At 59.5% G+C, this 14580-nt stretch carries 9 protein-coding genes and 6 pseudogenes; 4 read left to right on the top strand and 11 right to left on the bottom strand.

What is annotated here, in order from left to right; translation table 11 throughout:
- Window positions 1-91: 91 nt before the first annotated feature.
- From EN869_RS34830 to EN869_RS35570, 7 genes and pseudogenes are all read right to left on the bottom strand, one after another.
- Window positions 92-745, bottom strand: a pseudogene (locus EN869_RS34830) (hydantoinase B/oxoprolinase family protein).
- A 108-nt stretch (window positions 746-853) separates the two neighbouring features.
- Entirely contained in the window at window positions 854-1180 is a 327-nt protein-coding gene (locus tag EN869_RS34820) for a hypothetical protein (protein ID WP_210211891.1), read from the bottom strand.
- Window positions 1177-2704 (bottom strand): annotated as a pseudogene (locus tag EN869_RS27475) (hydantoinase B/oxoprolinase family protein). The gene EN869_RS34820 and the pseudogene EN869_RS27475 overlap by 4 nt, the downstream one beginning before the upstream one ends.
- Window positions 2705-2766: 62 nt before the next feature.
- Window positions 2767-3258: a hypothetical protein gene (locus EN869_RS35250; protein WP_245460082.1), complete on the bottom strand. Its 492-nt coding sequence runs from the start codon at window positions 3256-3258 to the stop codon at window positions 2767-2769.
- Between the two features lie 28 nt (window positions 3259-3286).
- Window positions 3287-3871: a hydantoinase/oxoprolinase family protein gene (locus tag EN869_RS35245; protein ID WP_245460083.1), complete on the bottom strand. Its 585-nt coding sequence runs from the start codon at window positions 3869-3871 to the stop codon at window positions 3287-3289.
- 193 nt (window positions 3872-4064) lie between these two features.
- A pseudogene (locus EN869_RS35575) lies at window positions 4065-4169 on the bottom strand (hypothetical protein); the annotation flags it as partial.
- A 110-nt stretch (window positions 4170-4279) separates the two neighbouring features.
- Window positions 4280-4558, bottom strand: a pseudogene (locus EN869_RS35570) (hydantoinase/oxoprolinase N-terminal domain-containing protein); the annotation flags it as partial.
- Between the two features lie 131 nt (window positions 4559-4689).
- Between EN869_RS35570 and EN869_RS27465 the strand changes: the two are divergent.
- Window positions 4690-5355, top strand: coding sequence for a TetR/AcrR family transcriptional regulator (locus tag EN869_RS27465; protein ID WP_126101833.1), 666 nt, complete (start codon window positions 4690-4692; stop codon window positions 5353-5355).
- 76 nt (window positions 5356-5431) lie between these two features.
- Here the strand turns inward: EN869_RS27465 and EN869_RS27460 are convergent, their stop codons facing one another.
- On the bottom strand, window positions 5432-6598 hold the full coding sequence (locus EN869_RS27460) for a Xaa-Pro peptidase family protein (RefSeq protein WP_126101834.1): 1167 nt from the start codon (window positions 6596-6598) through the stop codon (window positions 5432-5434).
- A gap of 1143 nt (window positions 6599-7741) precedes the next feature.
- On the bottom strand, window positions 7742-8134 hold the full coding sequence (locus tag EN869_RS27455) for an ABC transporter permease subunit (RefSeq protein ID WP_245490130.1): 393 nt from the start codon (window positions 8132-8134) through the stop codon (window positions 7742-7744).
- Between EN869_RS27455 and EN869_RS27450 the strand changes: the two are divergent.
- Both EN869_RS27450 and EN869_RS27445 read left to right on the top strand, forming a co-directional pair.
- Window positions 8133-9351: pseudogene (locus EN869_RS27450) on the top strand (IS256 family transposase). The gene EN869_RS27455 and the pseudogene EN869_RS27450 sit on opposite strands and share 2 nt — an antisense overlap.
- A gap of 31 nt (window positions 9352-9382) precedes the next feature.
- A pseudogene (locus tag EN869_RS27445) lies at window positions 9383-9724 on the top strand (transposase); the annotation flags it as partial.
- Between the two features lie 414 nt (window positions 9725-10138).
- Here the strand turns inward: EN869_RS27445 and EN869_RS35235 are convergent.
- Window positions 10139-10459: an amidase family protein gene (locus EN869_RS35235; RefSeq protein ID WP_245490127.1), complete on the bottom strand. Its 321-nt coding sequence runs from the start codon at window positions 10457-10459 to the stop codon at window positions 10139-10141.
- A 698-nt stretch (window positions 10460-11157) separates the two neighbouring features.
- On the opposite strand from EN869_RS35235, the gene EN869_RS27435 reads away from it, so the two are divergent.
- Entirely contained in the window at window positions 11158-11967 is an 810-nt protein-coding gene (locus EN869_RS27435; RefSeq protein ID WP_127229477.1) for an IclR family transcriptional regulator, read from the top strand.
- Window positions 11968-12367: 400 nt separating this feature from the next.
- Here EN869_RS27435 and EN869_RS27430 read toward each other — a convergent pair whose 3' ends face one another.
- Window positions 12368-14482, bottom strand: a complete 2115-nt coding sequence (locus EN869_RS27430) for a S9 family peptidase (RefSeq protein WP_126101837.1) — start codon at window positions 14480-14482, stop codon at window positions 12368-12370.
- Window positions 14483-14580: the final 98 nt, after the last annotated feature.

Raw genomic sequence — 14580 nt, 5'->3', positions numbered from 1 at the left:
GAATGAAGGAGTTGCCACCGCGCTGGCGACGGCACCGCCGGTGTCGGAGACCGTGCCGTAGTTGCGGATGCGGAGGGGTAACTCGCCTCGATCATCTCGATCGGCACATTCGCCTGGTTGCGCCCATGTGCGGTACCCCGACCTGGCCATCATGCGACTGACCAGCGCCCCAGGTGCCCATGACCGTCTCGGTGAAGACATAGGGGCTTGCCGTTATGCCAGCCACCGAAGGTCGGGACGCTCGATCCGCCCATCCCGTCGGCGGTGAAGCGATCGGGCAACGGAGCCGCGAGTGCCCCGAACATCGCATCGATAATTCGGTAGCCGGTAATTCCGCGCGCGCCGCAGGGCGCGGGATGCACGGAATTGCGGCGGTGCCAAGCGGCGCGGCGACGACTATGGCGCGCTCGAAGCCGCGACAGTTCGGTATTTCCGACTTCATCACCGAGCGCAGCGCGGTATAGACACTTGCTTTGGTAAAGGGGAGCGGGGTGTTGATGCCGTCCTTGACCGGCTTCGACGATCCAGCGAAGTCGACCGACAGTCGATTGCCGTTGATCGTGACCGCCAACTTGATGATGATCGGCTCGGGCGTTTTGCCGAGCCCGTCGATGTGATCGGTGAATGTGTAAACGCCATCGGGTAGCTCGGTGATCTAAGCGCGCGTGAGCCGCTCGGCGTAATTATGAAGTTCCTCCGCGTAGGCAAGGATTTCCGTCAGGCCATAATGCCCGAGCAACTCCATGAAGGACCGGCGACCGGCCGTGCAGGCAGCCATTTGTGCCTTTCAGATCGCCTAGGACAATACCTGGGACGCGGACGTTGAAGCCGATAATCTCCCAGATCGCCTCGTTCAGGACGCCGCCGTCGTAGAGCTTAAGAACGGCAAGCGGAGCCTTCCTGGAAAATCTCGGTCGCACCGAGCGCATTCGAGCCCGATTGCGTTCTCCTTGTGGAGTTGCTCAGACGGATGGACAGTGACGATGAGATCGCCGCCGGAATACTCCTCGACCTGTTCGGCGAAGACTTTGTGTGTCTTGCCCTCGGAGCTGTCGGGCTGTTTCGTGGCCAAACACCACCCGGTCGGTGTGTGAGCCGCAGCCGAGAACGCTTGCGAAACGGCCATGAACGACAGCGCCCGGATTTTCGCTGCGGCAATGTCAAAGCCCTTCAAATTCATTCCTTCGGTTCTCTTCTACCGGTCGGAGCTCCCCAACCACCTCCCCCAGGCGTTTCCAGGATGACCGCATCTCCAGCGTCGAGGGTCATCGTTCCCTTGCTGGGCGCCCTCGTGAGCTCTCCCTTTTTTTCTATCCAATTGCGTTCTGTCGCCCCCACCATGCCACCATGCAGGCCATAGGGGTTGAACCGGCGACGATCGGTCTGCAACGAGACACGCGCTTCGTGCCCGATGACACGCAGCGAGCGGATGACGCCGTCACCGCCACGATTGGCGCCTTCTCCCCCAGAGTTTTCGCGCAGCTCGTAGCGTTCCACCCTCATCGGGTAGCTGATTTCTAGCGCCTCGATCGGCGTGTTGAGCGTGTTCGACATGTTGGCGTGCACCGCGCTCATGCCAGGGCCCATCGGCCGCCCGCCCTGGCCGCCGCAGATTGTCTCAATGTAAGTGTACGGTTTGCCGTTGCGCGGGTCGACCGCCGACGCCGACGAGGTTCATCGTCCCTTGGCTCGCGGCGGCGATCCGGTCCGGCGCGAATTGCGAGAACGCCTTCAGTACCGTGTCGGCCAGACGCTGCGTCGTCTCGGTGTTGGCGGCGCAAACGGCGGCCGGCATCTTTGCGTCGAGAAACGAGCCCTCAGGAATCAGGATCGTGACCGGGCGCATGACGCCGGAATTCGGCGGCAGCGTCGGGTCCATCAGGATCTTGATGGAGTAGAAGACCGATGAATGAACCATCGCCTGGACGGCGTTGATGTTACCGCGCCGCAAGCGCGAAGACCCGGTGAAGTCAAGCACCATCTTATCAGGCATGACATCCACGCGCAGTTTGATCACGACCGGATCGTCGCTCGAGCCGTCGTCGTCGAGGCAGTCCTCCGACGTCCAGCTGCCGCTCGGAAGTTCGGCTAGCCGCTTCAGCACGCGACGTTCCGTGTAGTCGAGAATGGCAGCGAAGCCGTCTTCGAGCGTTTGAGAGCCGATGCGATGGGCCAGTTCGTCAATGCGGCGAATGCCGATCCGGAGCGCTGCGAGCTGGGCGTTGATGTCGCCCTTACGCTCTTCCGGCGTCCGCACGTTGGCGAGGATCATTGCCATAATGTCGGTCTGCTCGGTACCCTGACGATAGAGGCGAACGGGCGGAATGATGAGGCCTTCCTGGAAAATCTCGGTCGAGCGGCCCGGCATCGAGCCCGGCTCCATGCCGCCGACGTCGGAGTGATGCGCGCGGGTTGCGACATAGGCGATGCAGCGGCCTTCGACGAACACGGGAGCGACTAGCGTGATGTCGGGCAGATGCGCGCCACCGACGTAGGGGTCGTTGAGAATGACGACGTCACCCTGTGCCAGTGGTTCAATGAGGGCGAGGGTCGGACCAACCGCCCTCAGCATCGAGCCCAGATGGACGGGCACGTGCTCAGCCTGCGCAACGAGTTGCGCCTTGGCATCGAAGATCGCGCAGGAGGCATCCATGCGTTCCTTGATGTTCGGCGAGAATGATGTCAGCTTCAGGACGACACCCATTTCCTGAGCCGTCGCTTCAAGGCCGTTTTTGAGGACTTCGAGGCGGAGGGGATCAAACCCGGTCATTGCGCAACCTCAACGATCATGTTGCCGGACACATGGACGGTCAATCGGTCGCCGGGATAAAGAATGGTCGTCGCCGAGATTTCCTCAACCACCGCAGGACCGCAAATCGTGTTGCCGGCCAGAAGCGCGGCGCGATCGTAGATCGGCGCGTCCTGGAATTCGCCCCTTTCGAGCTGATTGAACGGCTCGAAATAGATCTTGCGCGATCCCTTGAGTGCGGCTGGAGGCGGTAGCGACATTCCCTCGGCGAGCTTCGGCAAGACCGGCGTGTCGATCCGGCCGATGCCGGTCACGCCGATACCCACGATTTCGATCGGGTTCGAGGGATCCGCATGGCCGAAGCGTGCAGCGTGGGCGGCGTGGAAGTTGTCCGGAAGCTTGTCCCAGAAATGCTTATCGGTTATGTCGACGAGGATCGGCAGGTCGTAGCTCTGGCCGAGGTAGCGCACGTCGATCTTGACCTCGATGTCGCGCTTTTCCTGCCGCACGCCGTCATGGTCGAGATGCGCGTTCGCCTTAGCAACCTGCGAGCGGATGATGGTCGATCGGGTTGGCGATCTTTTCCTCGATAACCTTGCGCGCAGCCGCCAGATCGAGACCGAGATCGCCACCGAGTCGCGACTTCTCGTCGAAGCGACCGAGCACGAGATTGGCGTCGGTAACGGTTGGCAGGATCCCGCCGCGGCCGTAGCAGACTGGCCACGGCACGGCTTCCGCACTCATCGGACCGACGCGCAACGCGCCGCCGTCGTCGATCCAGGCGATTGAGCCACCGCCCGCGCCGATTGCATTGATATCGATGACCGGTAGCCGGATAGGCACTGTCTCCAGGCTCGCCGAACGCGTGATTTCCGGGCGCCCGTTGCGGATGAGGCTGATGTCGGTCGAGGTGCCGCCGATATCCATGGTGATGATGTCAGGAATCCCGGCGAGTTGGGCCACATGGGCACTGGCGACGACGCCGCCGGCCGGCCCGGACAGGACTGTGTGCACTGGCTTTATCCGCGCGCTGTCGAGGCTCATGAGACCGCCTGCCGCGTCCATGACCATCATTGGCTTTTCGCTGGAAAGCGCGAGCCCCTCCCGCGCATCTACGAGCATACCGTGCAGCGACTCCAGGTATTTTCTGCATAACGGGGCGGAGATAGGCGTTCAGGACCGTCGTCGACGCCCGCTCGTACTCGCGGAATTCCGAATTGATCTCGGTGGAGATGCAGATGGCGACGCCAGGAAGCGACTCTTCGAGGATCTTGCGTACGCGCTCCTCGTGAGTCGGATTGGCATAGGAGTGCAGGAACAGGACGCCGACAGCCTCTACATTGGCCGCCTTGATCGCAGCGGCGACCTCATGCACATCCGCCTCGTTGAGCGGCTCGATTTCCGTGCCGCCCGGCGCCAGACGACCGCGGACGGTGAAGCAGAGGTCCCGCGGTACCAGTTGCTCGGGCGGACGATTGTAATGTCGAACAGTGTCGGTCGATTCTGCCGGCCGATCAGAAGGATATCACGGAAGCCGCGATTGGTCACGAAGGCCGTGCGCGCTCCCTTGCGCTGAATGACGGCGTTCGTCGCCGTGGTCATGCCATGGCCGACGTAAACGACCTCACTCCCGGTGCCGCCCTGCAGAAGAAGAGCCCGCTTCAGCCCGGTCACGGTGCCCTGCGCACGATTGACAGGCGTGGTCGACACCTTGGAAACCGTTATGGTCTGGGTAGCCTCGTCGTATGCGATGCTGTCGGTGAATGTGCCACCGACGTCCGATGCACACGAATGCGCCTGCTCATTCACCGCTTTGTAACGATAACGTTTCCGTTACCGTAAGCAATGCTGTATGGTCTGGCAAGACATATTATGGGCAGGCCTCGCAGTTTTCTTTTAGGAAACAAACTAAGTTTTCGTCCGATTCGAAAGGCAAACGTATGATCGTAGCACGTGCCAACGTAGGCCAGCCGCAAGTCGCTGAAGGTCATGGCATATCGGAAAAGAGCTCGCGCACGCGCGCCGCCATTCTGGCCGCTGCCGAGGCGGAGTTCGTCGCGAATGGCCTGAGCGGTACGAAGATGGAAAGTATCGCCAAGGCGGCCAGAGTGAACAAGGCGTTAGTTTATCGCCATTTTGAGCGCAAGGAACTGTTGTTTCAGAGGGTACTCGTCAACGCCTATCGGCGAATGCGCGAGGCCGAAGCCGTGCTCACAATCTCCGCCGACCCGATGGTCGCGCTCGATCAGCTATGCGAGTTCACGCTCACTTACTATCGGAAAAATCCTGGGTTCCTTGTGCTGGTTGGAATCGCGAATCTCCATCATGGCGACAATTTGCGCTCAGTGCCGCGCTCAGAATTGGCAATCGACAAGCTCATGACGCTCGTGGGTGGCATTATTGCCCGCGGCGAGGCGACCGGCGTGTTTCGGAAGAACCTCAATCCAGCTGATTTGTGGATCTCCCTATCGAGCCAGTGCTGGTTCAGCGTAGCCACGGCCTATACGGTCGAAGTGTCATTCGGCAAGAGCATTCTGGAAGACCAGGAAGCAGACAGGCGGCTGGCGACGATCAAGGAAGTGATCCGCCGCTACGTGCTCGCGTGAACGCTGAGTCCCGCGTAGTGTCGCTCCGCCCGCCCGATCTTCTTTTCAAAGATGGGAGGTGCGCGGCAAACTGTAATCAGATTTCGAAGATTGTTCGTGGCAAGCGAGAGAATGTTTCGGCGCCGCTTTCGGTCACGCGGAAGCTTTCACTGATCACATAGCCGAAGTCTTCGTCTATCCAGTTTCCGAGCATCAGGTGAAAAGTCATGTTCGGCCGAAGCACGGTCAGGTCATCTTCCTTGAGACTCGCCGTTGGTTCCAGCCACTCGATTCCTTGGGCGTAGCCGCATCTGGTTTCTTTCGCAAAACCGTGCTTTTTCAGCGTTTTATTGAAAGCCATAGCGACTTCGGCACAAGTGGCACCTGGCTTGACCGCGGCAAGCGCAGCTTCCAGTCCTGCTACCTCTCCCTCGTGCACTCGACGCAACTGCTCCGACGATTTGCCGATTGACAGAGTTCGCATCAGCCCAGAGGTATACCCATGACGCACGCCGCTAAACTCGAGGTTGATCTGCGAACCGTCGTGGAAAACATCTTCTGCCCACCTGATATGCGGCGTGGAGGAACGCGGTGAAGCACATAAAAGAAAGTGCGACAAATCCGTGCTTGGCTTGCCATTCGCACCTCGGATCAACGTCGAGATGATCTCTGCCGCAGCATCAGCTTCTCTAACGCCGGGCCGGATTACCTCTACCGCTCGCAACATTCCCGCATCAGTGATCGCCGCTGCCTCCCGCATCATAGCGATTTCAAGGTCGGATTTAATTAGCCGGATCCAAGCGACTGCTTTGCTAAAATCTACGATTTTGGCGTCCGGCATCCGGGTCCTGAATTTCTCTACCGATTCCGGCCTGAGGGATTTAATTTCCATCCCCACCCGCCCCGCAAGGCCACCTTCATGCAGGAAATCAATTATTGCATCATAGCCATCTTTGTCAGGGTTTGCGATAAGCGCTTCTGGATAGCCAATAACTCGATTGCTATCGAAGAACATCTGATGAACAGCGCCCGGCGCATCACAACGGCGCGTCACAAAGGTCGGCTCCTCATCTTTCAAGGAAACGATCAGCGCTTCCGGGATGTAGCCAGATTTGGCAGTGTATCCGGAAAGATAGGTGATATCCGCCGAAGTGCTTACCAATAAGGCATCGATCTCGCGTTTTTCCATTTCCGCCTTAACTACGGACAGCCGTCGCAGATATTCAGCCCGGGGAAACGCTTGTGGTCCTTTTGGCATCGCCATTGGTTTTAACTCCTTGCCTGGTGTGGGGCCGTCCGTCGGTAGGGTAATTTAGGGCAACAGCACGCGCCCAAGTGTCCGAAAAGCGTAAAGCGCGGGGGAACTAGAGGGGTAGAATCGTCTGCCTCTATGAATGGGATTGTCAGCAATTGAGAGATACTGACGAAGGCCACGATGTCTCTTGGATGATTGTGGCTGCGTACCCCATTTCAACGGATCGAAAGATCAGGGCAACTCAGCCTCTGGCGTTGTGTGCAGTCTCCGGATGTTTGGATGGCGCGTTGTTCAGCCGACATCCGAGGTTAGGACCTTTGTGGCGCCAAGCTCTGCAGATGCCGGAAAGTTTCGCCTCTGTGCATACGTCGCCTATTGATCCTCTAACTGTCGATCTCAAGTTGCGTCAAATTCAGTTTGCATATGTCATGATCTAGAAGCGAGATGCTCCCCCAGGAACAATCCTCGGCGTGGCCCATCCGCTGCCCTTGCGGTGCTTTTGGGTTGCTTTTGCGGGTGCCACCCTTCCCATGTCTTCGCCAAGCGGGTGGTAGGCCACGACCGGATTTGAACCAACGCTTGATGCGCGGCGCTAATGAACCGCTTTCTTCCAGGCGGCGGGCCTGAGGTTGGAAGCATGGAAGCGGAGTCACTCATGGACCCATGCATCCAATCCGCAGAAGGTTTCTCTCAACGGCCCTGACCTAAGACCCTGAAGCTCCCCCAATTTTTGACGGACGAAAAAGGCTCCACGGTGGTGCGTAGGTTCGCCCGGCATAGTGGGGCAAGCCGTTCTGCCCGCACAACCTCCCCAGGTGCGCGGTGAACCGCTTCACCTGCGGCGCCACCGCTCCGACGTGCACTGTTCCTGTTGCAGCTCCATCTTCGGTCACGACACTTACAGACACAACCTACTATCTCGCTTGCCGCGCGGAATGCTTGCCATCTAGGCGGAACGCGCTCCCTTGAATGAAAGTGCGGCATGGGGAACGATTGCACATGACACCGCTTCGCGATCTTAAATTGACTGGCGCCCGACCTGCAAGAGAACCGGATCCCGCCGTCGGCAGCGATTGCAATGCCCTGACCATACTATCGCTTTTGCCGCCTCGCTGCGAAGAACAGAGTATTCTTTGTGGGCCTTGCCGGCACTTAAATCGCCGCATGAGACGATGTTTTTTCCTTCATTGAGCGCCACCACGTAAAATAAATGGCGACCACCCAAAGGACAGGCAGGAGCATTAACAGAGAGGAAACCGCGGCGATTGTAGGATCAATCGAATGACTAATGTTCTCCCGCATCTTTAGCGGTAAGGTCTTGATTGAGTAACCGCGTACCAATGAGGTTATCACCACTTCGTCAAATGAATGAATGAAGGCAAAAACGGCCCCTCCCAGGATACCAGGCAGAATCAAAGGCAGAGTTACTCGTCGGAAGGTCTGGACGGGACCCGCCCCCATGCTCATGGCAGCTTGCTCTAAACGTCTATCAAAGTTGGCTAAAGTCGCTGAGACAATCACGACTACGTAGCTTGTAGCCCCAATGCTCTGCGCCAGGATTAAAGAGCCTGCGATCCAAATGATCTTCTCGACCAGCTTCTGGCAGGAGGCGCAGCCAGTGCAGCCTTCGAACAGGGCGGCCTGCTGGATACGCTCAAGAAGGCTCTGACCGAGCGCGCCTTGAACGCGGAGATGGACCATCATCTGGCGAGCGGCGAAGGCGCTGGCAATACGCGTAACTGCTACGGCCGCAAGACCGTGACGACGGAAACCGGACATACCGCGTGATCGCCACGCCAGTTTCCATCCGCAACTAATCGCCAAGTATCAGCGTCGCTTACCCGGCTTCGACGAAAAGATCGTGTCAATGTATGCGCGCGGCATGAGCACCCGGGAGATTACCGGGCACCTGCATGATCTGTATGGCGTCGACGTGTCGCCGGATCTGATCAGCACGGTGACGGACGCCGTGCTCGATGAAGTCGCCACTTGGCAACAGCGCTCGCTCGATCCGGTTTATCCGCTCATTTTCTTCGAACCCGATCCGGGTCAAGACCCGGGACGAAGGGATGGTTCGCAACAAAACCATCCATATCGCGTTGGGCGTCCGCGCCGCTGGCGCCAAGGAGGTACTCGGCCTGGCTCGAGCAGAATGAAGGCGCCAAGTTCTGGCTGCCGGTGATGAACGAGCTCAAGAACCGCGGCGTCGATGATATCCTGCTGGCCGTCATCGATGGCCTGAAAGGCTTCCCCGACGCGATCACCGCCGTTTCCCGGAGGCGATCGTTCAGACCTGCATCGTCCACCTGCTGCGCAACTCCATGGACTTCGTCTCCTGGAAAGACCGCAAAGGGCTTGCGACAGCGCTCAAGGACATCTACCGCGCCGTCTATGCCGATGCTGCCGAAAAGGCGCTGACGGCGTTCGAGGCCGGCCCATGGGGCCAGCGCTATCCCGCCATCGGCCAGAGCTGGCGGCGTGCCTGGGGCGAGGTCATCCCGTTCTTTGCGTTCCCTGACGAAGTCCGCCGGATCGTCTACACCACAAACGCGATCGAGGCGCTGAACTCGAAGCTCAGGCGGGCTGTCAGGGCCAGGGGCCACTTCCCCAGCGATGGCGCGGCCACCAAGCTGCTCTACCTGATCTTGAACCGGTCCGAAAAGAGTGGAAAATGCCGCCACGTGAGTGGTCCATGGCCAAGGCCCAGTTTGCCGTCATCTTCGGCGAATCGCTTCATCAAAGCCATGGCGGCACAATGTTGAACCGCCCACCCGCACACGGAATTCCTGACAGTCCCCCATGGCCGATGATTTGATCCGTGGCGACGAGAAGAGGGTGTGGGCGGACGCCGCTTACGACACCCATGCCCGCCGCGCCCGGCTCAAGGCCGAGGGCAAGAAGGTGCGCATTGCGCGCCGCCCCAACAAGCATCATCCGCAGTTGCCGCCGCGGCTCAAGCACTACAATCGCCTGATCGCCAGACGCCGGGCGACGGTCGAGACCACCTTCGCCACGCTCAAGAACCGTATGAGATTGACCGCAATCCCCTATGTCGGGCTGGCCAAGGCGACCGCCCAGGTAACGATGGCGGCGATCGCATTCAACATGCGCCGATGGACCGCCATCACGGGATAGGTGCGCCTACAATCCGGCCGCAAGAGGCCGCACCGCCGCCAACCCCCACCCAAGGCGACAGAGCTCAAGAATACGAGCGAAACCCCCTGCAATCCGATCCCTTCAAACATCCCTCCGCTACTGCGCAACAGGCCCCTATTTAGGCAGAAAATCGGAACGAAAGGGCCTCGCAGCCTGCGCCTTTGGGCACAACGAGGAAACCTATGCTCACGCCAGGCGCTTCGAGATCGAATGTAAGGTGTGGTGCTCCGGTCATTGATCTATCTCCATTATGGAAGTAATTTCGCGCATTCTGTGCACTGCAACTCGTCACAATTCTACAGCTTGGCAGAGAGCGCTTCGCACACGGCTGGCAGCCCGACCGACGCGATGACTTCTAACCCGCGGTTGTCGCCATGTGCAAAGTCATTCCAGCTAGACCATGATATAAACGGATCTCCAGGATGAGGGTCCGAAAGGACGTCTAATGCGGCGGCCATGTCGCGCACCGTTCGACAGAAAACAAATTCGCGAGTGCGACCAAATGAGCGTCTTGGACCTGAAATCCGTCCGCGGGATCGGAATGAGCCCGAAAAGACCGCACCAGGATGCAGGAATGCGAATTGACCCGCCGCCGTCGCTGGCATGTGCAAGGGGGTGATGTCGGCAGCGACCGTCGCGGCAGCGCCGATGAGGACCCCCTGCAGATCGTTCCAGATTCCATGGATTGGCGGTAATGCCATTGAGTTCACTCATACCTGAGGTACCCAACTCCGGGCATGTTGTTCTCCCATGGTACGGAGCCCTGCGTCTCGCGCGCGGCGATAATAATGGCTGTCGGTTCGGGGCCGATATCCTTTGAAGAGACGGCTCCCCTGTTCTTGAGGGCGCCGAGATGCGGTAGCGCCAATATCCTTGCGAAGGAAAGGTACTCCGCCCAAGATGCCTTCGTCCGAGACGACAACTGTCTCGACAGTCTATGACGGCGTTGATGCGTCGATTGACCTCGTCATGGCCGTCACTTCGGCCGCCTTCACGAGAGAGGCCAAATCGGTAGCATCGTGGTCGGCATATTCGCTCATTCTCATTCGACAGATCCTTACTCACCAACTGCTCTATTGATGGCTGTCGCAGTTGCGTTCCCAACCTGCCCGGTTTGCCAATGCCGAAGCGTACCCGTGACATCACTCTCAATAGCGATCGGATCGACGGCACGCAGGTCTCCAGAACGATGGAACTGTGCGGTCGGCTGGTGAAATCGCCATTGTTCAGTCCCCAATTGAGAACAAGGAGGATCCAAGGAGGAGGTGTGGCCCGTGAGAATGACCGGACTTCAGCACGAATTTACCTCGTCGAGACCTCGTCCGTGTTGCAGATAATGCAACTGTATTGCAACTAGGTTTGAAACGTGACAGGGGTGTGAACACTTGTCCAGTGGAGCTGAGGAGTCATCGATGAATTCTGTCAAACATCCCCCGAGCGCCCGTGACCGAGCCCGTGGTGAGGTTACAACCGTGCAACGGGCATTGAATCTGCTGAGGATCGTCGGCGCGAGTGAAAGGCCGATCGGAGTAAATGAGATCGCGCGGCGGCTAGAACAGCATGCAAGCGCGGTTTCCAGGACACTGTCGACGCTTGAGCACAACGGATTCGTCGAGCGCGATGAAGAGACTGGACGGTTTGTGCTCGGAGTTGAGCTCATCGCGCTGGCGAGCAGGCTTCTTGCTGAACTTGACGTGGTCCGGGTGGCGCGACCCTATCTGGAGGAACTTGCCGAGAGCACGAGGGAAACGGCCTCGCTCAGTCTTTGGAACAAGACGGAGGCCATCAACATCGAGCACGTACTTGGTCCTGGGTCGATCAAGCACATCGCGGCACCGGGGCGCCGCAATCCGGCGCATTGCACGGCTACTGGAAAAGCCATGCTGTCGCAGATGCCTGGGTCAACCCTGGAAGAGGTTTTGGCGCTCGGGCTAGAGCGCTACACGGACCGCACGATCACCGAGGGGAACGCGCTTGAACGCGAGCTGCGTTGCGTGCGCGAACGAGGATACGCGCTGAATGTGGGGGAGTTCATTCCCGAAACCGCCGCCATCGCGGCCGTGATCCACGATCGGAGGGGGAGAGTTGTGGCCGCAATTGCCGTTACGATGCCGGTTTTTCATTTCACCCAGCAAAGTGAACGCCAGCTGGCGCCTCTTGTCATGAATGCGGCGGCAACCATCTCGCGGCGTCTAGGACATCACGGTGCTCAGACGATATGATCAGCAAAGCAACATGCCCAGTGACCTGAGCACATCGGTATTCGCTTCATGTGGCGCTACGGCGAGGTCCGAAAGTCTCTCGCGTCTGCCGTCGATGACATCTTTCGTTCAAAAGAGCAACGGCAGCAATTACGCCCTCCACGCCCCGGCGGGCTTTGCGGCGGCGTGGACCCGGCCCGGCCCCGCAGACGAGCCAAGGTGATTTATGCGAGGTACACTTCAGGCTCGGCTGCCGGTTGTCCCTGTCCCGAAATTGCCGACGCAAGCGCCGAGAGCTGGACGAAGGCGGGTCCACAAATCGGCTGCTTAACTTGTCGGCCGCCCGAGCGCCCACATAATCATAGGCGACGACAAACTTTCCGTCTGACCACAATCCGTGAGGACTTGTGACAGCATCAGTTCAGCTGCTTGTTCGTCGGAGCTGGTCGAGCGTCCAGGCAATGCGAAATGCTGTTTCCTCGGCTACACCAGGCCCATGTGAAGCGCCGCTGTGGCCGCCCACCATCCGCATGCGGAAGACAAGCTCGGGATCGCGATCGGCCGCGCAGGACCGACGCTGCGCCACGTAGCGAGCGGGCTGGTAATAGAGCACCTGGCCGTCGTCGAGCGCGGCGTCGATGTACGTCGGCGGAAGTGGGCGATCAGCGCTGAGGTTGTAGTACGGGTCGTAGCTGCGCAGGTACCGATACTCGTGGGCGATGTGGGGATCTCCGTACTCCGCCGTTTCATGTAGCGCGTACGGCATCGTGAAGTCCAGTTCGGTATCTAGGATGTCGGCGACTGGAACCTCGGCGAGCACGGCGCGGAACAAGTCGGGCCGCAAGCCGGCCGTGGCAAGCACGGTACCCCCGCCACCGCTCTTTCCCTCAATGACGATGCCGTCGCGGATGGCAATCCCCCGCTGAACGAGCCCCTCTGCAGCGGCGATCAAGTCTGTGTGGGTAATGCGCTTTTGATCGCGGGTAGCCGCCTCGTGCCATGGACGTCCGAGCTCACCGCCCCCTCGTACGTGCACGATGCCGAAAGCAACTCCGCGATCGAGCAGGCTCAAGCGCTTTGTTATGGATGAGGGCCACGAGAAGAACGAGGGCCATCTCGGTATTCCGTAACAGCCGTACACATTCAATAGTACCGGCCCCGGGCTTGTTCGATCGCGCCGCGCGACCAAGGAGATCGGGACCTGCACCCCGTCTTCCGCCTCCGCCATGACCACCGTCGCCACATATTGAGCCGCGTCATATCCCGGAATTCGGGCCTGGTACAGGACTGCCGATCGGTCGTCGACAAGATCATGCTCGATGACGGTGTCCGGCGTCACAAACGAGCTAACCGAGTAGGTCAACTTCGAGCTTCGGAACGGATGCCGTGCGACCGAACAGTGCCCCCCTGCCGACAGGCCGACCATTAGAGTGCAGCTCGGCTGGTCGGGAACGATCGTGGCCCCAACCCGCCCGCTTCCGTTACGCGAGATCAGGCGAGGACGAAGACCTTCTCGTTCCAGGACAACCAGATGCTGTTCGAGCACGTGGACCTCCTCGAGGGTCACGCCGTTCCGATGTGGTATGACTTCTTCCCAGCGCGATGGCGACGGGTCGTCAATCGGCGCACACACGAGCCGCCAGTACGGTCCAGCATCGTCCACCCGAAACAGGAACCTGTCGCCCCAGTGCTCGGCATAGATCTCGTGCCCAAGTTCACGCTTCACGATCCGGCGCCACTTGCCCTGCGGCTCGTCGGACGGAAGACACCACACCTCTACAGCGCCTTGCTGAACGCTGAAGGAATAGGTCGTAACTACGTCGAGGAACAACCAGGCGCCGCTATCAGAACGCCGAACCAGCACCGCCAGTCGCTCATTGGCCTCCTCGAACACCACCTCGAAGTTTCCGACGTCTACGTCCAAGCGGACAATCTGATCGACATGCCGCCGATCACTCCGCTCCCGTGTAAGAAAGAGCGTGTGATTGTCGGCGGCCCAGACAACGCGCCGGGCGCGACCCGAGTCGCGCCATATGTCACGGCCGGCGGCCATGTCCCGCACTCTCAACTCGTAGCGCTCGTCGCCGATGAGATCAAAGCTGAACGCCACGTAACGCCCATCGTCGCTCGGCTCGAACACACCGAGCTGATAGAAGACCTCGGCCCCAGCAATCGCGTTCGGATCGAGAACAAGCTCGGCCGAGCCTCCGGTCACCGGCCGGCGCCACCATGCGGGATGACACAAGCCCCGCTCGTGACTTTGGAAGTACTCGAAAGGTCCAACCTGGAACGCTGGTGCGGCGACGCCCTCGCAGGTCTGACGACCTTCGATCTCGGCGATGAGTTCCGCCTTGAGCCCCTTCAGGTGAGCTGTCGCTTGCTCCGCATAGCTGTTCTCGGCTTCCAGATAAGCGCGGACATCGGGATTCTCCCGGTGTTGAAGCCATCGATACCGGTCTATTGTTACGTCGTCATGAAGCACCCTGATCCGCGGCTCGGAATGGGGAAGCGGCGGCTGTAGGCGTTTGTCTCCCATCACACTTCCCTCACGTGGAAGCAAAAGTAAGGATTGCCGCGGCAGCCCTCAAAAATATAGTTTCTTCACTAATGCCCCCCGCCCGACTAGCGAGCAAA

Origin of the sequence: Mesorhizobium sp. M2D.F.Ca.ET.226.01.1.1, assembly GCF_004022705.2 — a bacterium.
Lineage (GTDB): Bacteria > Pseudomonadota > Alphaproteobacteria > Rhizobiales > Rhizobiaceae > Mesorhizobium.
The sequence above is the reverse complement of the archived record's forward strand: the minus strand, read 5'-3'. Positions and strand labels throughout refer to the sequence as shown.

Coding starts and splice junctions, on each gene's coding strand:
- EN869_RS27435 (WP_127229477.1), top strand. CDS start 11,158: ATGAATTCTGTCAAACATCCCCCGAGCGCCCGTGACCGAGCCCGTGGT.
- EN869_RS35235 (WP_245490127.1), bottom strand. CDS start 10,459: ATGAGTGAACTCAATGGCATTACCGCCAATCCATGGAATCTGGAACGA.
- EN869_RS34820 (WP_210211891.1), bottom strand. CDS start 1,180: ATGAATTTGAAGGGCTTTGACATTGCCGCAGCGAAAATCCGGGCGCTG.
- EN869_RS35245 (WP_245460083.1), bottom strand. CDS start 3,871: ATGCTCGTAGATGCGCGGGAGGGGCTCGCGCTTTCCAGCGAAAAGCCA.
- EN869_RS27430 (WP_126101837.1), bottom strand. CDS start 14,482: ATGGGAGACAAACGCCTACAGCCGCCGCTTCCCCATTCCGAGCCGCGG.
- EN869_RS27460 (WP_126101834.1), bottom strand. CDS start 6,598: ATGGCGATGCCAAAAGGACCACAAGCGTTTCCCCGGGCTGAATATCTG.
- EN869_RS27465 (WP_126101833.1), top strand. CDS start 4,690: ATGATCGTAGCACGTGCCAACGTAGGCCAGCCGCAAGTCGCTGAAGGT.